This is a genomic window from Sanyastnella coralliicola (genome assembly GCF_030845195.1).
GTDB lineage: Bacteria > Bacteroidota > Bacteroidia > Flavobacteriales_D > Sanyastnellaceae > Sanyastnella > Sanyastnella coralliicola.
This window is the reverse complement of record NZ_CP132543.1, coordinates 526,549-549,430: the sequence shown is the minus strand read 5'-3', so window position 1 is coordinate 549,430 and position 22,882 is coordinate 526,549. Positions and strand designations below refer to the sequence as shown.

Here is a 22,882-nt window from a genome sequence, read left to right as displayed (position 1 = left end):
TGCGAGTACAAATTACGTCCATCGTTGGGTTAAATCCCAAACTATTCCGCGTTAGCGTTGAAACGGTAGAACATCAATTGATGCGGACCAATATTGCGCACTTCATACCACTCATCAATTCGATCGAAGCCCATACGACCATAGAAGCCCAAGGCTACTTTGCGGGCATCACACCAAAGCACATCATAGCCTTTGGATGCGATGATCTCCAGCGCTTTTTCTACAATAGCTCTTCCCGCCCCTGTTCCTCTGACATCAGGGTCAGTTGCCATCGCTCGCAAGCGATACTGCTTCTCATCATCAAGCTTCGGTGTGGTCATCTCAAACAGCGAACAGATACCAACGATCTGATCATTATGAATGGCACCCAGGTGGATGGCGTCTTCTCGATGATCGATATCAATGACACAATCTTCTGTTTTCTCAATGTGAGGCCAAAGCACCTTGTGCCTTAGCGGCCGAGTTTCTTCCGGGGTAAGAACAACGACTTCCATGGTTTACTTGAAATATTTATCCCAATCGCGACGCTGGCGTTTGGTCGGACGACCGATTCCTTTTGGACGTTGATTATGTCCTTCTTTGATCATGTTTAGTTTGAAGATTTCCTCTTCAGGAGTCACATCTTCAGCATAGAGCTCAACAAGCTTGGGGCCTACCCTGCTTTTTGGAAGATCAATCACCTTCCAATGAAAGTATACAGCACCTTTACGAATGATGATGACTTCACCCACCTTCACATCACGGGCTGGCTTGACCACTTCATCGTTCACTGTGACCCTACCCTCCTTACAACCAGTGGTAGCGGTTGTGCGGGTTTTGAAAATACGAACGGCCCACATGTACTTGTCGATGCGCATAGCACAAAGGTCAGGAAATCGCTGGAATCACAACTCGATAATCAAACCGATGGTTGGAAGCGCGGTACCCGAAGAGGTATCCAGAATGCGCGGAATGTACGATCCTGGGTTGTTTGGATCTTCAATTGGGTTCCCGTTTTCGTCGCGTTCTACATCCACTGTAGGTGGTTGAGGGGTAACGAATCCAAGGACATTCTGAACGTCGAAGAATACATTTAGACTCCATTTCTCGTAGAACCACTTTTTATCGATACGTACGTCCAATTGACTGAAGTCGTCAATACGGAGTGCATTCAACTGTGAGTAGTCAGGAAGACCAAAACGCGTCGCATTCCAAACTGGAATTTGAACACTTTGCTCTACATCAACAGGTGTAAATGGCGTTCCACCTGAATAGATGAAACGCGCACCGAGTTCCCAGTTCTTCTTGAACTTCTTCCCTCCAGTCAAACTGATCAGGTTACGGCTGTCCCAGCTGGAAGGAATAAAATCGCCTTCACCGTTCGTGAACTCACTGCGCACGTAGGTATAAGAGATGATACCGTAGAAGCCTTTGTACAATTTCTGTTGCAACAAGAACTCAATACCATAGGCACGTCCGTCGGAAGCGCTTTCCACGGCCTCATTTCCGATGACACCGAAGTCTGCACCTAGGTTTGCCAGTGAAAGCTGACGGTCGACACTTTGTGGGTAGTTGTCGTAATCTTTGTAGAAACCTTCGACCGAAATTGTGGTATTTCGAGAATCTACATCATAACGCAATCCTGCCACCACCTGCTTGTTTCGAATATAGGTTACACCATTCTCGCGATTCACAAGGACGCCATTCTCTCTAAATCCTAAGACAGTGTAGGCCGGAAGCTGGTAGTAGATTCCGGTATTGAAGTTGGCACTCAATTGAGGAGTTAGGAAGTAGCTCGCAGAAAACCGTGGGCTCAATTGATCCAACGGATTCGACATCTCTGCGCTGTACTCATTCGCATCTGTTCTCACCCCCAACGAAAGCACCAATCGTTGATCGGTCGATGTTTTACTCACCTGAGCAAAGGCACCGTATTTATGCATGTCGAACTCAGAAAAGAAGTCGACGCGAACCAGTGTATCTTGTTCGAAAGAGTAAATATCTTGCTCTGTATCATTGTTGTACTTCGCATACTCGTAGTTGACTCCCATGTTGACCTTCCATCCTTTATCTAGGTATAGCTTTCGCTCAACGCGGAATTTGTTCTCGATTTCCTGGCTCAGGTAATCTGAAATAAGAGGGAGGTCTTCGTTGTTATCGACGTGTTTGAATGCACGGTTGTTCAGCATATTTCGACTTCCAACCACCGTCGTCAATCCATTCTCACCGAAGTGTTCCCACTTCACTCCAGTGGTATAATTCCACTGCGTATTCACTGGAAGGAAGTCCAGGATATACTTGTTCTCCAAGAAGTCTTCATTCGTCGTATCTGACCCTAGTTCGGTATTTAATTGGAACTGATCAATGGCTCCCAAGCCCAGAACCGTGATTCTGTTCTTGCTGTCGATTTGACTACTCCATTTTACTTGGAAGTCATTATACGTAGGTAGGAAAGGAAGGCCAAGCGCTTGAAAAAGGAATTGAAGGTAGCTACGACGAGCACTCATGATAATGCTACTCTTCTCCCCTGTCGGACCTTCAAAGGTGATTCCTAAATCTGACGAACCAACCACCGCATTCGCAGCGAATTTGTCTGTGCGTCCTTCTTTGAATCCAAATTCTAAGACCGATGAAAGGGCATTTCCACGAGCTGCGGGAAAAGCACCGGAATAGAATTCCACATCATCAATGAAATCCACATTAATCAATCCTACAGGTCCTCCACTTGCTCCTTGCGTCGCGAAGTGATTGATGTTCGGAATCTCGATCCCGTCGATGTAAAAACGGTTCTCATTCGGAGCTCCTCCACGGATGATAATATCGTTACGGAAAGAAGGCGTGCTGGCTACCCCAGGCAATGCACGGATAGCTCTGGAGATATCTCTGTTCCCTCCTGGGTTTCGCTTGACCTCATTCACTCCAATCTTACGAACGGATACGGGTGCTTCTTCGCGATTACTGAAGCTTGAAGTAACGACCTCTGCTGCTTCTATTTCAACTGAGGTTTCTTCCAGCTGGACGTCTATCAACGCGGCACGCGCATTGGTCACTTCGATTTCAAAAACCGTCTTCTTTTCAAAACCAATGAATGAAACATCGATGTTGTAGAGCCCGGGCTCTAATCCGGTGATTTCGTACTTCCCATCAATATCTGTGGATACCCCATTTTGAGATCCTTGAACGATAACCGTTGCGAAGGGAATGGACTCGTTATTTCGCAGGTTGGTGACCTTTCCTTTGATCACCCCTGATTGTGCCAATGCGGTAGACGCAAAGCACAACATTAATAGAATTAGCCCTACAGCTCGGAAGCCGTTTCTCGTAAAGTGTTTCATTGCCGTTTCGGAACGCGTTTTTACGTGCATTCACGGGATAGGAACACACAAAGCTGAAATTGGTTCGCCAAGAAAGGGAAATCCCTATTGACGGAGGTCGAGATCGAGTCGTTTTCTCAACTCTTCAAGCACAGGGTTCTTCTCAACCATCTGATCATACTTGTCGCGTTCGGTCAAGAACTTCATTTTGGCTGAAATCTGAGCATTGAGCTCTACGGTGAGATCGAGTGAGAAATTCTGTAGGCGTGTTCTCAAGAACTCCATGAGCTCACCTCGTACCAGTTCCATATCTTTCTCCTGAACCACATTGGCAATCTTGAATTTGATCATGAGACCTTCGAGTCGCGGTTCCTCGCTAGAGAGGGTAGCAAACAGACTTCGTCGTCCGCTCGTATTCACTGCTTCGGAGAAGAGTTTCCATGCATCTACCATTTCCTCTTCAGTGACAGGTTCTGTAGGAAGATCTTCATCGATGTCGGTCGGACGAAGACTCTCTTCTTTTCCTTTGGCCGCTTCAAGACGCTTTTTCATCAAGCTCTCATTGAGGCGGTAGGTCTCCTGTTCAGAAATACGTACGTTCGAACGGTTCATGAGGCCTGTTGGGGCGTCAATTGGTTCGGGTTTCGTTTGGAAAATACTTTGATTACTCGCCGTTTCAGCAGCGGTAGCTTTCGGTGGTGCCGTCGATTTTACTTTGGCACCAACGATTGGAATTAGGCTAAAGCGGCCTTTTTTTTTTCACGGATGCGCTGATGGATCGAACACAACTTCATCAGGCAGAGCTCGGTGTGCAAACGCGGGTTGTGTGCTTGCTTGTACTTCATGTCTGCTTCATGCAGTTCGTTCAATGCATTCTGAAGGAATGGCATTTCAGCGTTCTGTGCAACTTCTGAATATTGGCCTTTGATGGTATCAGAAACCTCCAAGAGATCAATGACTCCTGGCTGCTTCGCCATCACTAGGTTTCGGAAATGCCCAGCTAATCCACTAATAAAGTGGTGGAGGTCATATCCTTTTTTGACAACCTCATTGATCTCTTTCAGTACCGCAGGGATATCTTCTTTGATGATCTGGTCCGTCAAACGGAAGTAGAGGTCATGACCGAGTACATTCAAGTTCTTGGTCACAGCATCATAAGTCAGATTACCGCTGGTAAATGCTACCACTTGATCAAAAATCGAGAGTGCATCACGCATGGCCCCATCCGCCTTCTGCGCAATGACGTGCAAAGCTTCAGGTTCAGCAGTAACTCCTTTGTCAGAAACGATCTTCTGAAGGTGATCTACCATTCCGGTCACGGTGATGCGATTGAAATCAAAAATCTGACAGCGTGAGAGAATGGTTGGGATTACTTTGTGCTTCTCTGTGGTTGCTAGAATGAATACCGCGTGTGGTGGCGGCTCTTCCAAGGTTTTCAGGAAAGCATTGAATGCCCCTTGCGACAACATGTGAACCTCATCGATGATGTACACCTTGTACTTACCATTCTGAGGTGGAATTCGCACTTGGTCAATGAGACCGCGAATGTCTTCTACTTTGTTGTTGGAAGCCCCATCAAGCTCGAAGATGTTGAATGCCCATTCATCAGCCTGGTCTCCACCATCCATCACGTCAAGTGAAGTAGCAGCATCCGCTTCTTCGATCACTCCTGTGTTGATGGCACGAGCAAAAATGCGAGCGCATGTGGTCTTCCCTACTCCTCGTGGCCCACAGAAGAGATACGACTGGCCAATCTCGCCAGTAGTCACCGCTTTCTTGAGCGTAGAAGTCACCGCATCTTGACCAACGACGGTTTCCCAGCGTTGAGGACGGTACTTTCTAGCAGATACGAGGAATGATTGTTGTTCCATGGGGTAGTATGCAAATATCGTGAAGCTCTTTGGGTTGAGAAAGCCGAGTTATTCACAAATAATCCCCTTTCCGAAAGCTCTCTTTATCCCCAAATTCTCTCGAAAATATTAGCTTACCGAACTATGCGTCAACTACATAAGCTTGCACTTTTGCTTTTTATCGTCTTCGTCAGTTGCGACAAAGACGAAGAACCCGTGGTTTGTGAAACCGATTCTACTCCCGTTCCGGTTGAAGTTTTTTGTCCTGATATCGAAGATGATCCTGGACCATGGGATGGTTCTTTCTACTTCGACGATTGGTTCGTGGTGGAGAAGGTGGATTGTGCTACCTATATAATAGCCGAACCTCAGGGCTCTCAATACAACGTCAATTACCTCATCGCCGGAAATGAACGTGCAGTGTTGTTTGACACAGGTCCGGGAGAGGCCTCACTGTACGACCTCGTAGATTCATTAACCAACGTTCCGGTTACTGTGGTCTTTTCTCATTTTCATTTTGACCACGTAGGAAACACTCAGGAGTTCGATCAACATGCGTTCATTGATCTTGAATACTTGCAAGAGCGAGCGGATGCCGAAGGGAATTTTGAATTTACCTTCCAGGAAGTGTTGGCTTCTAGTCCGTCTGAAGTAATCGTGAATGAGTGGTGGGGTGATGGACAAGCCATTGATTTAGGCGATCGAACGATTTCTCTGTGGAATATCCCAGGCCATACTCCAGAATCGGTTGCTATTGTTGACAGTGATAGAAAGTACTTCTTTGCTGGCGACTTCATGTACAACGGAACACTTTATGCCTTCCTCCCGGGAAATGACCTTCCTGCTTATGAAGCATCTACACAGCGTATTATTCAAGAGTTGGGTAGCGAATACACCTATTTCGGAGCACACAGTTCTCCTCGGGTTGAATTCAATAAATTTGAAACGCTTATTGACCTCTTTGCCTGCATAGAAAACGGTAGTTGCACACCCACAGCGTTCAATGCTTTTGGGTATCCGGTATACTCTTATAGCCTCAATGGATTGACTATTTGGACGGAACCACAGTAAGAGTATTGCAGATTCTTAAGAAAAGGCGTACTTTTGCACCCCAATTTTAAGTTTATACACAATGAACCGTTACGAAACTGTTTTCATAATGACTCCCGTGCTGTCTGAGGAGCAGGCAGCGGAAACAGTGACCAAGTTCAAAGGACTCATCAAGGACAACGGAGGAAAAGTTGTTCATGAAGAGAACTGGGGACTTCGGAAACTGGCTTACCCAATCCAGAAGAAGACTACTGGATTTTACCATCTTCTTGAATTCGAATTGCCAGGTGAAGGCATTCGTCCTTACGAGACGGAATTCCGTCGCGACGAGCGCATCATCCGCTTTTTGACTACACGTATGGACAAGTACCATATCGAGTACGCTGAAAGCCGCCGCAACAAGAAGAAGAATCAGAAAACTGAAGCTAAAGAAGCTTAATTCCGAAGACCATGGCACAGAAAGGAGATATCCGTTACCTGAATCCAATTCAAATTGAGACTCAGCGCGAGAAATACTGCCGATTCAAGAAGGCAGGAATCAAGTACATTGATTACAAAGATCCAGATTACCTATTGATGCTTTGCAACGAACAAGGGAAGATTCTTCCTCGTCGTTTGACTGGAACTTCGATGAAGTACCAGCGTAAAGTGGCTCAGGCAATCAAGAAGGCACGTCACTTGGCATTGATGCCGTACGTTGCTGACATGTTGAAATAATAAAACCCGAGACAATGGAAGTAATTCTAAAACAAGAGATTGAAAAGCTCGGCAGTAAAGATGAAATCGTTACTGTACGTCCGGGTTATGCTCGTAACTACCTAATCCCACAAGGATTGGCAGAAGTTGCAACGAAGTCTGCGAAGAAGATCCTAGAAGAAAACCAGCGTCAGCGCGCTCACAAAGAAGAGAAAATCCTTGCGGAAGCACAGGGGATTGCTGATAAGATGGGTGCTCTTAAGCTTAGCATTGGTGCGAAGGCTGGAGAGAACGGTAAGATCTTCGGTTCTGTAAACTCTATCCAGATTGCAGAAGCATTGAACAAAGCCGGTTTCGAAATCGACCGTCGTAGCATCTCTATCGCTGAGGATAACATCAAGGAACTTGGTGAGTACACAGCGAAAGTGAAGCTTCACAAAAACGTTACTCAAGACGTTACATTCGAAGTAGTAGGAGAGTAATTCTCCCTCTGAATAAAACATTAAAAGGACCGGTTACTCCGGTCCTTTTTTGTTTCTTACCCCTCCCGTGAAACGAAATCTTGCTCTCATATCATTTCTGTTGTTCACACTCTCTTTGACTGCGCAAATCCGTGTGGCCAAGGTCAATTTGGCCTCAGCAGCCTTCGGTACCGCATCGTTCAGTTTTGAGAAAGTGCGCGACAAACAATTCTCGTGGCAACTCACAGCCACCTACAGACCGAGGATATCGGGACCGAACATGGCATTCAACAACCTTGAAACAGGCTGGGAGCTCTCAGGAAGTGAGGCGCAAGTGATAGGCGGACAACTCGCCTATCGATTCTATACACGGAAAGGTAGAACACAACCCACTAAGCCCTACATCGCAGGTTACTTCCAACACCATGTTTGGGATGCCAGCGTGACACATCAGTACGATGGAACCTCCTATACCGCAGAGGGCAAATGGACCCAAAGTGTACTCGGTTTGCAATATGGAGTTCAATGGGTGGTGAATGATGCTTGGTCTATCGACCTCACATTGGTTGGCTTCGGATTGGCCTTTGGTCAAGTCAGTGGGACTGCCACCACCGGCCCAGAACCAAACATTGGGTTCTGGGAAGAAAACCTGGGATCCATCCCTTGGGTTGGTAACCACATCAACGTAGTTGGAAGCGAATCTCCTTATACCTTTAAGGCCGACTACACTTCGATTGGAATTCATTCGGCGTTACGCCTTGGAATCCTCTTCTAAACCACAGTTGAAAGACGTATTTTCACCCTATGAACTTCGACCTCGTCTCGGATTTCCAACCTACTGGAGATCAACCTACAGCGATCAAAGAACTTTCTCAAGGCATCAACGAAGGTGTTCCGTTCCAGACCCTTCTTGGGGTTACAGGTTCCGGAAAGACCTTCACGGTAGCTAACGTAATTAAAGAAACACAGCGTCCTACCCTCATTTTGTCGCATAACAAAACGCTAGCGGCGCAGCTGTACAGCGAGTTCAAGGAGTTCTTCCCGAACAACCTGGTTGAGTATTTCGTGAGTTATTACGATTACTACCAACCTGAAGCTTTTATCCCAGTAACTGGTACTTACATCGAAAAAGACCTCAGTATCAACGAAGAAATTGAGAAGCTTCGATTGAGTACTACGAGTTCGTTGCTCTCAGGAAGACGCGATGTCATTGTGGTTGCTTCAGTTTCTTGTATCTACGGTATTGGAAACCCGGTGGAATTCCACAAGAGCGTCATTCCTGTGAAGGTTGGTGAGAATATCGGCCGAAACAAACTACTTCACCGTCTGGTAGAAAGCCTTTACTCACGCACAAGAGCAGAGTTTAACCGAGGGAACTTCCGTGTACAAGGTGATACGGTGGATGTATTCTTAGCATATGCCGATCATGCGCTGCGTATTTCGTTCTGGGGTGATGAAATCGAGAGTCTAGAGACCATTGACCCAGAAAGCGGACAGAAGCTTTACGATCTAGATGAAGTCAATATCTACCCTGCCAACCTCTTCGTTACCGGACGTGACACGATGAACGATGCGATTTGGGAGATCCAGCAAGACATGGTGAAGCAGGTAGATTTTTTCAAAGAGCAAGGCAAATACCTCGAAGCAAAACGTCTTGAAGAGCGCACGGTATACGACATCGAGATGATGAAAGAGCTCGGCTACTGCAGTGGTATCGAGAACTACTCTCGCTACTTCGATCGCAGACAGCCAGGTGAACGTCCGTTCTGTTTGTTAGACTATTTCCCTGAAGATTTCTTGATGGTGATTGATGAAAGCCACGTGACCGTTCCACAAATTGGAGCGATGTACGGAGGTGACCGCGCCCGAAAGATTAACCTTGTAGACTACGGTTTCCGCATTCCAGCCGCCATGGATAACCGCCCGTTGAAGTTTGATGAATTCGATGGACTACTGAATCAGGCCATCTACGTCAGCGCGACGCCTGCTGATTTCGAACTCGAACGATCTGAAGGCGTTGTAGTGGAACAGCTCGTTCGCCCGACAGGACTCCTTGATCCACCGATTGATGTTCGTCCGTGTGAAAACCAAGTGGATGACTTGATTGGTGAGATTCAACAGACGATCGAAAACGGAGAACGTGTCTTGGTCACCACCTTGACGAAGCGAATGGCAGAAGAGTTGTCAAAATACCTTGACCGTCTGAGCATCAAGTGTCGGTACATGCACTCCGAGGTAAAGACTTTAGATCGCATCGAGATTATTCGCGAGTTGCGTGAAGGGGTCATCGACGTATTGGTAGGTGTGAACCTTCTTCGAGAAGGACTTGACCTTCCAGAAGTTTCCCTTGTGGCTATTATGGACGCGGATAAGGAAGGGTTCTTACGTAGTAACCGATCGCTGACTCAGACTGCAGGGCGTGCAGCGCGTAATGTCAATGGGCGTGTGATCATGTACGCTGATAAGATCACGGACAGTATGCAGCAGACGATTGATGAAACTTCTCGTCGTCGGGAACGCCAGGTGGAGTACAATGAAAAACACGGCATCACTCCTCAGCAGATTAAGAAGACAAGGAAAAATCTATTCGAACAGACTGATTTGGTGGATGATCGAGGTAAGATCTATTCTGGCGAGGCTGAATTGCAAGGACCAAACATGGCCGCCGATCCGGTAATCCAATATTTGAGTGCTGACAAGCTTGAGAAACTCGTGGAACAAACGAAGAAGCGCATGGAGAAGGCTGCGAAAGAGCTAGACTTCATGGAAGCTGCCCGATTACGCGATGAAATGTTCTCTCTGAAAGAGCTTCTAGCCACAAAAAAGGAAGCCTAATATCACTCCAAAATGTATCTTCGGCACCTTGTTTGCACTCCAAGGTGTGGAATAATCACAACCAAGGTATCGGCTTGTATACCAATGGTCTGTATTAAATTTGAATCTATGAAGTCGATTCTACTATTGACACTCTCTGTAGTTCTATTGAACTGCGGAACAAAGAAAGAAGCCACTGCGGTGGCTGAAACAGAATCTGCAACAACTCAAGAAGTGAATAAACTTGATGTACGGCCCCTTGTTATTAAGCAAGGCGTAGACTTTACTACGGGTGCTGGGTACTCAGTGAAAGAAGCGAGTACCAGTGGGGATATCCTTCAGCTGGTTGTAAGTTATTCTGGAGGATGTGAAGATCATGAGTTCACCATGTTTACCAATGGTGCCATGATGAAAAGCATGCCACCACAGATGAATTTGACGCTAAGTCACAATAGTAATGGAGATACTTGTAGGGGGTTACTGACTGATACTCTGGCTTTTGACCTTTCAAAGATCAAAGCAGGGAAAGAAGGAACCATTATCCTGCGCCTGCGTAATTATGACTCAAAGATCGTATACACATATTGATATGTTCAAGAAACCAACCTTTGTCCTGACATTTTTAATGACCTGTTTGACCTTTGGAGCAACGGCTCAGATCGAACACGGTGGAACGCCATTCAACTGGCACGAAAAATCTTATGATCGCGTAGCGATCGATACTTACAGCACGGAAGCGCTAGACCTGGAACTCCTGCGCAGCCAAGATGAAGTGACTGACCAATACAAAGAAGCACCATACCGCTTCGGTGAAGAATGGGAAGTATCACTTGATCGCAACGATGTAGGTAGCACAACGGAACTTGAAAACGGAGCTTCACTATGGCAGCTGGCTATTGATTGTCCTGAAGCAACAAGCATCAGCTTTATCTTCAACCGTTTCAAATTGGCCGACGGAGCAAAACTCTTCATCTGGAATGAAGACCGTTCTGCGTTCAAAGGATCATATACAAATGAAAGCAACCAACCGCACGGTGGCTTCGGTGTAGGTTTGATTGATGGCGATTTCGCTGTGATCGAGCTTTACGAACCAGCTGACGTTGCAGGTAAAAGTATTCTTGAAGTAGGAACCATTGTACATGGTTACCGCTCAATGGTAGGCTACGGTGCAGAAACAAACCGTGGACCTTTCGGAAACTCTGGTGCATGTAACATCAACGTAAATTGTCCAGAAGGAGACATGTGGCAAACAGAAAGCCGCTCAGTAGCCCTCATCGTAAGTGGCGGATTTGCTGTTTGTAGTGGAGCGTTGGTGAACAACACTGCTCAGGATGGCACACCATACTTCCTTACAGCGAACCACTGTCTAGGTGGAAACAACAACTGGGTATTCTACTTCAACCACGAAACAGCAGGTTGTAACGGTTCTAACGGACCAACCAACCAAAGCGTGAGTGGATCATCTCTTCTAGCGAGCAGCGCTGGAAGTGACATGGCTCTTCTTGAATTGAACGAAACTCCCCCGGCTGACTTCAACGTGCAGTACGCAGGATGGGACAATTCAGACCAGCAAACAGTCCAGAACACTACAGGTATTCACCACCCATCAGGTGACGTGAAGAAGATTTGCTTCGACGAAGACAGCCCATACCATGCAAACCAAGCAGGAGCTGCTGTATGGTACATCGATGAATGGGAAGATGGAGTTACTGAAGGTGGATCTTCTGGATCACCTCTATTCGATCAGAACCACCGCATTATCGGACAGCTCTACGGAGGTTTCGCTGCGTGTAACGGAAGCGTGAACAACGGAGGTGCTGACTGGTACGGACGTTTCGGCGTTAGCTGGGATGGAAACTCACCAAGCTCACGTCTACGTGACTGGTTGGACCCACTTAACACGGGAGCAACTGTTCTTGATGGATACCCAGAAGGATTCGAGGCCTTGGCATACGATGTTGTAGCAGGTGCGATCACTGGTGTTGATGCTGTTGTTTGTGGAAACACCGCTTTCCCAAGTGTTGTCATTTCAAACATGGGAACAACAACAGTAAACTCAATCACTATTGAGTACTACGTGAACGGAACGCTCATCCAGACGATTCCTTGGACTGGAACACTAGAGCAATTCGCTAGCACAACGGTTGCACTTCCAGCGGCAAACCTTCAAGACGGGAACAACGAAATCACGGTTGTACTCGAAGGTCCGAATGCTGAGAACGACGAAAACAATAACAACAATTCAACAACATTCGAATTCACAGCGAATACGGGTCCAACCCTTGATTACGTTCTTGAACTAACACTTGACGACTATGGTTCAGAGACAACCTGGGAATTGCGAAACGACAATAACCAAGTTGTTTATAATGGCGGCCCTTATGCTGATGGTGCTGATGGAACTGTAGAGACTATCAGCCTTTGTATCCAAGAAGGTTGTTACACTTTCACCATCTTCGACGCATTCGGTGACGGAATCTGCTGTGGATGGGGTGAAGGTTCATACGAACTATACAACCACCTTGGACAAACCTTCGCAACTGGAGGTGAATTCGCCGATGAAGACAATGTAGACTTCTGTACTCAAGACCTGAGTGTTGGTTCACTTGAAGCGTCTGAGCTAAAGATCTACCCGAACCCTGCCAACCAGAACGCGATCATAGAGCTTCCACTTGGAGCGGATCGTTTGGAAGTATTGAATGCAGTTGGACAGATCGTTCACAGCCAAGGGGTAGTGAATGATAATCAAGTACAGCTGAACACAGCTGATCTTCCTGCAGGATGGTACTTCGTTCGTGCAGAAGGTGACAATGCGAAAATGTCAGGACAGTTGTTGATCAGACACTAATCCTCAACATATACGATGTTCATAAAAGGCGGTCTTGGACCGCCTTTTCTCTTTTCCCTTGGGTTTGCATCGAGTAATTTTCGACTCAACTGATGGAAGAGATCCTACACTGGTGGAATGAGCAAAGTGGCTTTCAACAAGCCTTAGGCATCACGTTTTTAGCGATGGTGCTGATACAACTGCTCTATGATCTGACCATCTTTATCAGACTATCCCTATGGCGCGATAGGCTCACACCTACACGCATCCCCCCTATCTCCATTGTAATTTGCGCAAAGAACGAGGAGAAAAACCTTCGTGACCTCGTTCCACTGCTCATGGAGCAAGATCATCCAGACTTCGAACTCATCATCGTTGATGACAGCAGTTGGGATGATACTTTAACAACACTGAATGCATATCAGGTTCGTTATCCAAAGCTTCACGTAGTGGCGTTGAATGAAGACATTCAACGAATGCGAGGGAAAAAATTTGCGTTGACAATGGGTATAAAAGCCGCCAAAAACGATATCGTTCTTTTGACCGATGCCGACTGTATTCCCGACAGTAAGTCGTGGGCACAGAAGATGGCGCTGCCTTTCACTAATCAAGATGTGGAGGTAGTTCTTGGCTTTTCCCCCTATGCTACTCATAGCGGGTTCTTGAATAAAGTAATTCGCTTTGACACCGTTCAAATCGCTATCCAATACCTCTCCTATGCGCTCGTGGGCGCACCTTATATGGGGGTGGGAAGAAACATGGCCTATCGAACGGCGACCTTCTTTGATAACTCTGGTTTCAAAAACCACATGCATTTGGCCTCTGGTGACGACGATCTATTCATTAGTGAAGTTGCTAAGAAGAAGAATACGCATGTGACACTTGATCCAGACACCTTCGTTCTCTCGGAACCTAAAAGCACTTGGCAATCATGGTTCCATCAGAAAAGAAGGCATTTTACCACCGCTACCGAATACAAGTTCGGAATCAAGATCATCCTTGGTCTTTGGCCTCTTTCATTCATGCTTATGTGGGTGACAGCAGTGCTTCTAGCGGTTTTACACAGTGAATTATTAATAGTGGGCTCCCTCCTTACCCTAAGGTATATCGTGCATTTGGCTACTTTTAGAGGGTCTTTTGTGAAGACAAAGCAGAAAGACCTGACCATTTTAATGCCAGTACTTGAAGGAGCCCTATGGATCATAAACCCGGCACTATGGCTCTGGAACCTGCTATCCAAACCGAGAACATGGAAGTAAGTAAACACTTATCTGACAAGGCAAAACGCGATTATGAACTCGTTCAACGTGCATTGAACGACAAAGATGAGCGTGCCTATGCGGAACTCATGGAGCGATACCGTGAGTCGATCTATTTCATGTTGCTCAAAATGGTGAACAACAAAGAAGATGCTGACGATTTGACGATCGAAGCCTTCGGAAAAGCGTTCAAACGCCTGAAGCAGTACACGCCTCAGTTCGCCTTTTCAACTTGGTTGTTCAAGATCGCATCAAACAATGCCATTGACTTCATTCGTAAGAAGCGCATCAAGGCCCTTTCTCTTGATAGCGGATTTAGAAATGAAGATGGTGATGAGATGGAAATCGCGATCTCTGATAACAAGCCTGATCCAATTGAAGCACTTCAGAAGAAAGAACGTGTCGAGCGTATGCGCGAAGTCGTTACACGCTTGAAGCCACGTTATCGTCAGCTGATTGAGCTTCGTTACTTCAAAGAATACTCGTACGACGAGATCGCTCAAGAACTCGATCTTCCATTAGGTACTGTGAAAGCGCAGCTTTTCCGAGCGCGTGACTTCCTTTACCAAATCATGAAGAACACGAAGGATACTATCTGATCATGGATCATACGCTTATTGAAGCGCACTTTCCCGACCTCACTTCCAAACAAAAGGAGCAATTCGCCCAATTTGGTCCGCTCTTTACAGATTGGAACAACAAGATCAACTGTGTCTCGCGAAAAGACATTGATCAACTCTACATCAATCACGTTTTACATTCCCTCGGCATTGCCATGGTGATGCCCTTTGCTGACGGCTCCAAAGTACTTGACATTGGAACCGGAGGTGGATTTCCTGGCATTCCGCTCGCTATTCTTTACCCCGAAGTTCATTTCCATATGATCGATTCGATTGGAAAAAAAATTAAGGTGGTGAATGATATTATTGATCAATTAGGTCTAAAAAACGCTAGCGCGGAACAGCAAAGAGCAGAAAATCACCAAGGGAAATATGATTTTATCGTGTCACGCGCCGTGACCCGATTGGCCGGATTCCTTCCATGGACCAAAGGCAAATTCTTAGACCGACACCTGAACCCATTTCCCAATGGAATCCTCTATTTAAAGGGGGGAGATCTTCGTGAAGAGATCAAAGAATCAAAGATGGAAGTTGATGAATATCAGCTATCTAACTACTTCTCGAACGAGTTCTTCGAAACGAAAAAGGTGATCTACGTTCGTATGAAATAAGCTGACTTTAGGGCAGCAAAAAAGGGTCCGTATTGAACCCCTTTCTGTAAACCTGCAAGGAAAATTTTGAAACCAACGCAGTCCTGGAAACTGCGCAACTATAAAAAAGACGTATGATCTTTTTCGTGGTTGCCTCTATCGGAAAACTTTTTTTCTCATCGAGGCGAGAATTTATATCCTACTCCTCTGACGGAGAAAAAATAGATGGGTTGCCTCGGATTCGGTTCAAAATATTTTCTGAACGCTGAAATGAAGTTATCGATGGTTCTCGTGCTTGGGTAAACATCATAGCCCCAAACCGTTTCTAAAATCTCTTCTCGACTCACCACTTCGTCTTTCTTCGAGATCAATAACTTCAGCAACTTAATCTCACGCTGAGTTAAATTCTGTTGTGCTCCATTCTTATCTGTGATCACGTAGGTTTTAAAATTCACCTTGTTTGCGCCAAAGGTGTATTCTTCCATTTCGCTAATAGGACTCGCTCCTGGCTCTCGACGTACAATCAGCTTTTGAACGCGAAGCATGAGCTCTTCCAGATTGAAAGGCTTGGAGAGGTAATCGTCGCCCCCAATTTTTAGTCCTTCTACTCGATCTGCACTACTCCCCTTTGCCGTCAAGAAAAGGATAGGCGTGTTGTTTCCTTCGATTCTAACTGTCTTGCAGACATTAAATCCATCGATGTCTGGGATCATGACATCCATGATTGCGAGATCAAGCTTTTGATTTCGGAAGACATCCAATGCTTCTTTACCAGTGCTGGCTTCGATGACTTCGTAGCCTTCGAGCTCCAGATTGAGCTTCAATCCTTCGCGAAGTGGCTGTTCGTCTTCTGTGATCAATATCCTATATGAAACTTCTTCTGGCATGATTGTTCCGTTGTACCTTTGGCGAAAATACTGCTTTGAACGATCAAAATAAGCCAACGCCTGAAACCCTGGCCGCAATGAGCGCCAATAGCCTCGGTACCAACCTCGGAATCGAAATCACCAAGGTGGAAGGGAAGTATGTTGAAGGCACGATGCCTGTTGACGATAGAACACGCCAGCCTTATGGATTGTTACATGGTGGAGCAAGCGCAGCGTTGGCTGAAACGCTGGGTAGCGTAGGATCACACTTCCTCGTTGCTGAACAGAAGAAAGCGGCCGTTGGGATTGAAATCAACGCTAACCACCTCCGAGGTAAAAAAGATGGAGTAGTGACAGGTAAAGCTACCTGTGTTCATCAAGGAGGTAGAATGCACGTCTGGAACATTGATATTGTTGATGAAGACGACAAGTTGATTGCCACTGCACGCCTCACGGTCATGATTGTTGCGCGGAGTTAAAGAATATGAGCGAAGGAACAGCGCCATTTGTAATCTGGAGTCCACCTCACGAAGACTCATTCTTCACAGTAGACCCTACTGGAACTGGAGGGAACTTTGTTTTCGCCCCTTTCCACTCTTCGGAAAAGCACATTGAATTCAGTGGAAAGAAAGTCGCATTTGACCTTGCTGATTTTCACATCCCATTTCAAAGCCTTCAGGCGTTCCGCGCTAGCGAAACACAAGAACTGAGTCACCAACGAAAGATTAAAAAGGCCATTGAACAGATCATTGAAAGTGACCTGGATAAGGTGGTGCTTTCAACGATAACTTTTAAGGCAGACCTGAAGCCGAGCGCTGATTGGCTGCAAAGCCTCAAAAAGAATCACCCCAACACCTTCGTATACTGTCTCTATCATCCGGAAGCAGGATGTTGGATGGGTGCGACGCCAGAAATTCTCGTCTCGGCAGATGGAGATCGATTCAAGACGATGTCATTGGCTGGTACACGCAAGTACGAAGACGATACGATTCCATGGGGACAAAAAGAGTCATTGGAGCAATCGATTGTGACTGATTACATCAAGGCCCGACTAAAAGAAGGCGGTGCAGAAGAGCTGCGTATTAGTCGTCCGGAAACAGTGCGTTTCGGTGATCTCGAGCATATTCGCAGTGAGCTTCGCTTTAAAACAGATGACATTTCACGTACCCTCGATTTATTGCACCCCACCCCTGCCGTGTGTGGAACACCTTTAGATACAGCGTACGAAGCCATTACCGCCCTCGAAGACCATGATCGCAAATGGTATACAGGGTATTTAGGTTGGCATGATGACCAAGGAGATAGTTACTTCTATGTGAACCTTCGATGCTTCGAAGTCTATTCAAATGGAATACTAGGATATACAGGGGGCGGCATTACCTTTGACTCGCTGCCCAACGAGGAATGGGACGAAACCAGGCATAAGCTAAATGCCCTTTTGAGTCCCATTGAAAAATTGTAGAACTTGCGCCGAATGATTAGCGACAAACCGGTCATTCAAGACCTCATCGGAATAGTGAGTGCCCATGGCATTCAACATGTAGTGATTTCTCCAGGATCACGCCACGCGCCGGTTTCGCTTTCTTTCTATCATCATCCAGAGATTTCCTGTCACATTATTCCCGACGAAAGAGCCGCCGGCTACTTTGCTTTAGGTTTAGCCCAGGAACTTCAACAAGCCGTAGGTATCGTCTGTACGTCAGGCACAGCCGCTGCGAATTATGGTCCGGCAATGGCAGAGGCGCATTACCAAGATCTACCATTGGTGTTCATGTCGACTGATCGACCAGAAGAATGGGTAGATCAGGGTGACGGACAAACGATTCGCCAACAAGGTTTGCTCGATCTGCATGCCCGCAAGAGCATTCAATTGAGACAAGATGATGATCATGCCGATGTCAAATGGCACAACCAGCGCATGATTAATGAAGCCATGCTCACGGCTCTAGGTCGAGTTCGTGGCCCTGTACACATTAACATTCCGCTGCGCGAGCCACTCTATGAACTCGTGGAGTTTCCTGATAGTCAGCCGAACGTCATTCAACGCAAGCCTTCTGAGGCACACTTGACTGAGTCACAGAAAATCCAGCTAAAAGAACAGTTGGCTGGCTTTCAAAAGATCATGATCATCACGGGACATCATCTCCCGAATCCCGACTTGACAAAAGCTGTGGCGGCAATTGCCAACCGTGAAAATGTGGTGGTTCTCACAGAGACCACTTCGAACTGCACTCAAGGAGAAGTCATCAGTTGCATTGACCGTCTGTTGATGACGCTTGAAAACGGTGAACACGATGGGTTCGCCCCAGATTTGCTCGTGACTTTTGGCAGTCAGATTATCTCAAAGAAGATTAAAGCATTCTTGCGCCAAACACCGCTTAAAGGACATTGGCACATTGATGAAGACGGAAGAATCATGGATACCTTCAAGCAGCTTTCTGAAGTATTGAGCTGTGGACCTTCTGAGTTTTTCCGTGTGCTCGCTAGCGCGGAATCGGTGACGAGTGATTACCATGCAAAGTGGTATGATCGCCACGTCAAACTGGAAGCAATTCAGCAATCGATTGCTGAAGAATCCGGTTGGAGTGACCTTCAGGTATTCAAAGATGTGCTTCCGGCGCTACCTCAAGACAGCATTCTGCAGATGGGGAATAGCAGCGTAGTTCGCTACATCCAACTATTCGAGCAACGTTCAGATATTCTTTACTACGGAAATCGAGGGACCAGCGGAATTGACGGGTGCACCAGCACTGCTGCAGGAATGGCCGTAGCCACCGATAAAGTGGTAACGCTCATTAGTGGAGACATTTCATTCCTCTACGATGTGAATGGATTGTGGCATCAACAAGACATTTCGAACCTGAAGATCGTTCTCATCAATAATGGAGGTGGAAATATCTTCCGCATCATTGACGGACCATCGAGCACAGCGGCGTTGGAAGAGGTCTTCGAAACACGCCATGCGCAGGATGCATCGCACCTCGCGAAGCATTTTGGAATCGAATACATTTCAGCCTCAGATCGCACGGAGCTGAAGCAAGGTATAGAAAGCCTCTATGCCTCAGAACAATGCGCCATCCTGGAAGTTTTTACTAGAGATGTCGCAAGCGACGAAGTGCTGAAACAAGCATTTAGAACAAGTAAAAAACGAATCAAGATATAATGGCAACAAGAAATTGGACAACCATTAAGGAATACGAAGACATTCGATTCGAATTCTTCGAAGGCATTGCCAAAATCACGATTAATCGTCCTCGTGTTTACAACGCATTCCGACCAGAGACGAACATGGAAATGATCGACGCGATGGAAATCGTGCGCGAGCGCGGAGACATTGGCGTAGTTGTTCTTACAGGAGAGGGTGACAAAGCATTCTGTTCTGGAGGAGATCAAAACGTAAAAGGTGTTGGTGGATACGTTGGCGGAGACGGAGTTCCTCGTTTGAATGTACTTGACCTTCATAAGTTGATCCGTTCCCTACCTAAGCCTGTGATTGCTGCGGTCAACGGATATGCCATTGGTGGTGGACACGTTCTACACGTAGTATGTGACCTTACCATTGCCTCTGACAATGCGATCTTCGGTCAGACAGGACCAAAAGTAGGTAGCTTCGATGCTGGCTTTGGTTCTTCTTACTTGGCACGCCACGTAGGACAGAAAAAGGCTCGTGAGATCTGGTTCCTATGTGAGCAATACTCTGCTGTAGAAGCTGAAAAGATGGGTATGGTGAATAAGGTAGTTCCATTGGCAGAGCTAGAAGACGAAGTAGTACGTTGGTGTAAGACCATCATGAAGCGCAGCCCATTGGCGATCCGTATGATCAAGCGCGGTTTGAACGCTGAGCTTGACGGACAACGTGGATTGATGGAGTTTGCAGGTGACGCAACCTTGATGTACTACTTGATGGAAGAGGCACACGAAGGGAAGAATGCCTTCCTAGAGAAGCGTGATCCAGACTTCCAGAAGTTCCCGAAATTCCCTTGATCAAACCGTTTCCAGCCACCTTCTGGCAGCTTCTTCATTCGAGAACAATTTCGTCGGCACCGCTGGCTTGTTGAATCGGAGGTAAAAGTCTGCCAGAAGGCGGTGAGGAAAGTTCGCCACCACCATCGCATCTGCGATGACACGGTCGGCCCGTGATGGATCAGCGAGGGTATCCCTGAGTTCAGGACTGATATTTGCCCCGGGTTCTGGGATGTAAAGCATCTTGTACTTATTACCTTTGGAGATAGAAGTCGTCCACTCGATCACTTGGTTTGCTTCTGCCACAGTCATGCGTTGATCATTACGCACTGTGACACAAACTAAGTCTGGTCGATCGAACCACACAATGGCGGTTCCTAAGTCTAGTGTAGGTTTTCCTTCGGGCATGGTGCGACACATAATTTACGGAATTTTGAGGGATACCTCAATATCTTGAGCAAATGAAACACTGGATAGAAGCCATGCGCTTACGTACGCTACCGCTCTCATTATCATCAGTTTTGGTGGGTAGCGCACTCGTGGCAGATAGAGATAAAGGCTTCTTCCCTATCCTAGGGCTCGCGGTGTTAACCACCATCTTATTGCAGATCCTATCCAACCTTGCCAACGACTATGGAGATAGTCAGAATGGTGCCGATAACGAAGGGCGTGTTGGTCCGAGACGTGCCGTGCAAGCAGGATTGATCACCAAGAAAGAAATGCGCAACGCCATCATCCTCAATGCGGTGTTGGCCTTGGTTTCTGGACTTCTTCTAGTCTATGTTGCATTCAATGGACGTTCAGGAATGGCACTGCCACTCCTTTTCATCGTTCTCGGACTTGGAGCCATCGCGGCGGCGATCAAATACACCGCAGGCAAAAACCCCTACGGTTACCGTGGGATGGGAGACTTATTCGTCTTGTTGTTCTTTGGATTGATTGGTGTTGCAGGCACCTACTTCCTGCATGCTGGAGATATTTCTTGGGATGTATTCCTACCTGCAACGACCATTGGCTGTCTATCTACCGCTGTGTTGAACTTGAATAACCTGCGCGATCATGTGAATGATGAGGCCTCAGGTAAACGCACCTTGGTGGTGATGATGGGCTTTGAACGTGCGAAAATCTACCATACCCTGTTGTTTACAGGAGGATGGCTCAGTCTATTGAGCTACCTGATTTTCTTCAGCCACACCCCATGGATGTGGATCAGTATGGCGGCCTTGCCGCTGCACCTGGTGCACCTAAAGAAAGTCTTTAGCACACAAGACCCACAGCAGCTCGATCCCGAATTAAAGAAGATCGCGCTTTCAACGTTTGGAATCTCTTTATTACTTTTCGTTGCCGCAATGCTGTAACGTTTTGGATAACAAGGGATTCTTCTTATCTATGTGAACGAAGTATTGCGTTAGGACTAGCTAGACATTATTGATGAGCTCAGGAAGCCTTCCCATTGCGGGAATGGATTACCTTTGCCATGGCCACAGGAAATCATGCGACAAGCTCGAATCACAGGTATCGATCTTTCATTCGCGTTCGTTCTCCCGTTAATCATGTACTATGGTTATCACTTGGAGATCGGTCAAAACCGCGACTTCTTTTTGAGAGATCAATTTCACCTCTTCTATGATGGGGCCGTTGCCATGTTCCTTTTTCTCATTGGCTTCGCTACCGGAATTGCTGGCGCTACCTACCAAGGAATCAAACAAGTGCAGAAGTACGTTGCCCTTCGCGGCTTCTTCTTCATTGCCCTCGGGTTGATCATGAGCCTCATTTGGCCCACGAACCTCTTCGTTTTATTAGGAATTGGTTCGATACTCTTGGCAGTCCTGCTACCCTTACACACCACCTTCTTGTATTTCCTAGCGGCAATGATTGCCATTGCCGCCGCAGTATTCAACCTCTTTACGGAATACCCAACGAACTTGGTTCCATGGCAGGAACTTCCAGTTGGTACCATCAAGCATTACGTGCGCGACGGATACTACGGCGTCATGCCTTGGCTTTTCTTTATGATCGTGGGTACCATTTACAGTCGTACCGACTTCCTCCGAGCGAGCAGAAGAAACTTTAAAATCGTCCTCGGATTTGTGCTTGTGTTGGTTGCCTTTGCTTTCGAGTTCGTATTCGAACGCATGCTCTCAACGGGAGCCATCTCTGATTACAACCCATTCACGAAGATTACTGCATTACACCTACTCATTCCTTCCTTCCTCATTGGAGGTACTGGGTTGTGCGTTATGATCTTCAACATTGCCCTGCAGGTGTCTGATCGATTCCTTGAAAATCCTCTGTTCATCACCCTTCGTCGATTCGGTCGAATGAAGTACTCAGTGCTGGTATTCCAGGCTATTGGAGGTATTTGCGCCGGGCTACTCCTTTCAGGTCTTGAGACTTTTGGTGCCCAGACCGTGATTATCCTCGGTATCTTGATCTCGGTCGGTTCAATTTTGTTCGCAGCACTTTGGCTTAAACGTTTTGACGCCGGTCCTGTTGAATTACTATTGAACGCACTTTCAGGACGCAAATGAGTCAACCCACTTTCCGATGGATCCGCCAGGATCTGGATTTTAAAATTCCCGCAAAGACTTCA

At 46.7% G+C, this 22,882-nt stretch carries 24 protein-coding genes; 17 read left to right on the top strand and 7 right to left on the bottom strand.

Going from position 1 to position 22,882, the window contains the following annotated elements; all coding sequences use genetic code 11:
• Positions 1–41: 41 nt before the first annotated feature.
• From RA156_RS02305 to dnaX, 5 genes are all read right to left on the bottom strand, one after another.
• On the bottom strand, positions 42–494 hold the full coding sequence (locus RA156_RS02305) for a GNAT family N-acetyltransferase (RefSeq protein ID WP_306642461.1): 453 nt from the start codon (positions 492–494) through the stop codon (positions 42–44).
• Between the two features lie 3 nt (positions 495–497).
• Entirely contained in the window at positions 498–857 is a 360-nt protein-coding gene (locus RA156_RS02300) for an RNA-binding S4 domain-containing protein (RefSeq protein ID WP_306642460.1), read from the bottom strand.
• Between the two features lie 27 nt (positions 858–884).
• Entirely contained in the window at positions 885–3,263 is a 2,379-nt protein-coding gene (locus tag RA156_RS02295) for a TonB-dependent receptor (protein WP_306642459.1), read from the bottom strand.
• Between the two features lie 135 nt (positions 3,264–3,398).
• Positions 3,399–3,905 carry a DUF8439 domain-containing protein gene (locus tag RA156_RS02290; protein WP_306642458.1) on the bottom strand — a complete coding sequence of 169 codons (507 nt, stop codon included), beginning with the start codon at positions 3,903–3,905 and terminating at the stop codon, positions 3,399–3,401.
• A gap of 122 nt (positions 3,906–4,027) precedes the next feature.
• Complete coding sequence (gene dnaX, locus RA156_RS02285; protein WP_306642457.1) at positions 4,028–5,164, bottom strand: DNA polymerase III subunit gamma/tau; 1,137 nt, start codon at positions 5,162–5,164, stop codon at positions 4,028–4,030.
• Between the two features lie 123 nt (positions 5,165–5,287).
• Here dnaX and RA156_RS02280 point away from each other — a divergent pair, with 123 nt between their 5' ends.
• From RA156_RS02280 to rsmG, 11 genes are all read left to right on the top strand, one after another.
• The gene (locus RA156_RS02280; protein WP_306642456.1) at positions 5,288–6,214 is read left to right on the top strand and encodes an MBL fold metallo-hydrolase; all 927 of its coding nucleotides are present in this window, start codon (positions 5,288–5,290) and stop codon (positions 6,212–6,214) included.
• Between the two features lie 61 nt (positions 6,215–6,275).
• Positions 6,276–6,632 carry a 30S ribosomal protein S6 gene (rpsF, locus tag RA156_RS02275; RefSeq protein WP_306642455.1) on the top strand — a complete coding sequence of 119 codons (357 nt, stop codon included), beginning with the start codon at positions 6,276–6,278 and terminating at the stop codon, positions 6,630–6,632.
• Positions 6,633–6,643: 11 nt separating this feature from the next.
• Positions 6,644–6,910: a 30S ribosomal protein S18 gene (rpsR, locus tag RA156_RS02270; protein WP_306642453.1), complete on the top strand. Its 267-nt coding sequence runs from the start codon at positions 6,644–6,646 to the stop codon at positions 6,908–6,910.
• A gap of 14 nt (positions 6,911–6,924) precedes the next feature.
• Entirely contained in the window at positions 6,925–7,371 is a 447-nt protein-coding gene (gene rplI / locus RA156_RS02265; RefSeq protein ID WP_306642452.1) for a 50S ribosomal protein L9, read from the top strand.
• 100 nt (positions 7,372–7,471) lie between these two features.
• Entirely contained in the window at positions 7,472–8,125 is a 654-nt protein-coding gene (locus RA156_RS02260; protein ID WP_306642450.1) for a DUF3575 domain-containing protein, read from the top strand.
• Positions 8,126–8,154: 29 nt separating this feature from the next.
• Positions 8,155–10,185 carry an excinuclease ABC subunit UvrB gene (uvrB, locus tag RA156_RS02255; RefSeq protein WP_306642448.1) on the top strand — a complete coding sequence of 677 codons (2,031 nt, stop codon included), beginning with the start codon at positions 8,155–8,157 and terminating at the stop codon, positions 10,183–10,185.
• A gap of 108 nt (positions 10,186–10,293) precedes the next feature.
• Positions 10,294–10,752, top strand: a complete 459-nt coding sequence (locus RA156_RS02250; protein WP_306642446.1) for a hypothetical protein — start codon at positions 10,294–10,296, stop codon at positions 10,750–10,752.
• Between the two features lies 1 nt (position 10,753).
• Positions 10,754–13,012: a T9SS type A sorting domain-containing protein gene (locus tag RA156_RS02245; protein WP_306642444.1), complete on the top strand. Its 2,259-nt coding sequence runs from the start codon at positions 10,754–10,756 to the stop codon at positions 13,010–13,012.
• A 92-nt stretch (positions 13,013–13,104) separates the two neighbouring features.
• Positions 13,105–14,250, top strand: coding sequence for a glycosyltransferase (locus RA156_RS02240; protein ID WP_306642443.1), 1,146 nt, complete (start codon positions 13,105–13,107; stop codon positions 14,248–14,250).
• Complete coding sequence (locus RA156_RS02235; RefSeq protein ID WP_306642441.1) at positions 14,241–14,849, top strand: RNA polymerase sigma factor; 609 nt, start codon at positions 14,241–14,243, stop codon at positions 14,847–14,849. Before RA156_RS02240 ends, RA156_RS02235 begins: the two co-directional genes overlap by 10 nt.
• Positions 14,850–14,851: 2 nt before the next feature.
• Complete coding sequence (gene rsmG / locus RA156_RS02230) at positions 14,852–15,481, top strand: 16S rRNA (guanine(527)-N(7))-methyltransferase RsmG (RefSeq protein ID WP_306642439.1); 630 nt, start codon at positions 14,852–14,854, stop codon at positions 15,479–15,481.
• Positions 15,482–15,636: 155 nt separating this feature from the next.
• Here the strand turns inward: rsmG and RA156_RS02225 are convergent, their stop codons facing one another.
• Positions 15,637–16,347 (bottom strand): response regulator transcription factor, encoded by a 711-nt coding sequence (locus RA156_RS02225; protein ID WP_306642437.1) that lies wholly within the window; start codon positions 16,345–16,347, stop codon positions 15,637–15,639.
• Positions 16,348–16,424: 77 nt separating this feature from the next.
• Here RA156_RS02225 and RA156_RS02220 point away from each other — a divergent pair, with 77 nt between their 5' ends.
• Genes RA156_RS02220 through menB form a run of 4 tightly spaced genes read left to right on the top strand, consistent with a single transcriptional unit; the run spans position 16,425 to position 20,310 of the window.
• Complete coding sequence (locus tag RA156_RS02220; RefSeq protein WP_306642435.1) at positions 16,425–16,805, top strand: PaaI family thioesterase; 381 nt, start codon at positions 16,425–16,427, stop codon at positions 16,803–16,805.
• Positions 16,806–16,810: 5 nt separating this feature from the next.
• A complete protein-coding gene (locus RA156_RS02215) occupies positions 16,811–17,788 on the top strand; it encodes a chorismate-binding protein (RefSeq protein WP_306642434.1) in 978 nt (325 codons plus the stop codon).
• A gap of 12 nt (positions 17,789–17,800) precedes the next feature.
• A complete protein-coding gene (gene menD, locus RA156_RS02210) occupies positions 17,801–19,489 on the top strand; it encodes a 2-succinyl-5-enolpyruvyl-6-hydroxy-3-cyclohexene-1-carboxylic-acid synthase (RefSeq protein WP_306642432.1) in 1,689 nt (562 codons plus the stop codon).
• Positions 19,489–20,310, top strand: coding sequence for a 1,4-dihydroxy-2-naphthoyl-CoA synthase (gene menB, locus RA156_RS02205; protein ID WP_306642430.1), 822 nt, complete (start codon positions 19,489–19,491; stop codon positions 20,308–20,310). The genes menD and menB overlap by 1 nt, the downstream gene beginning before the upstream one ends.
• Here menB and RA156_RS02200 read toward each other — a convergent pair whose 3' ends face one another.
• A complete protein-coding gene (locus tag RA156_RS02200; RefSeq protein WP_306642428.1) occupies positions 20,311–20,697 on the bottom strand; it encodes a DUF7793 family protein in 387 nt (128 codons plus the stop codon).
• Positions 20,698–20,750: 53 nt separating this feature from the next.
• Here RA156_RS02200 and RA156_RS02195 point away from each other — a divergent pair, with 53 nt between their 5' ends.
• Together RA156_RS02195 and RA156_RS02190 are read left to right on the top strand one after the other, a co-directional pair.
• Positions 20,751–21,647 (top strand): 1,4-dihydroxy-2-naphthoate polyprenyltransferase, encoded by an 897-nt coding sequence (locus RA156_RS02195; protein WP_306642426.1) that lies wholly within the window; start codon positions 20,751–20,753, stop codon positions 21,645–21,647.
• Positions 21,648–21,782: 135 nt separating this feature from the next.
• Positions 21,783–22,820 (top strand): DUF418 domain-containing protein, encoded by a 1,038-nt coding sequence (locus RA156_RS02190; RefSeq protein ID WP_306642425.1) that lies wholly within the window; start codon positions 21,783–21,785, stop codon positions 22,818–22,820.
• The last annotated feature ends 62 nt before the right edge of the window (positions 22,821–22,882 follow it).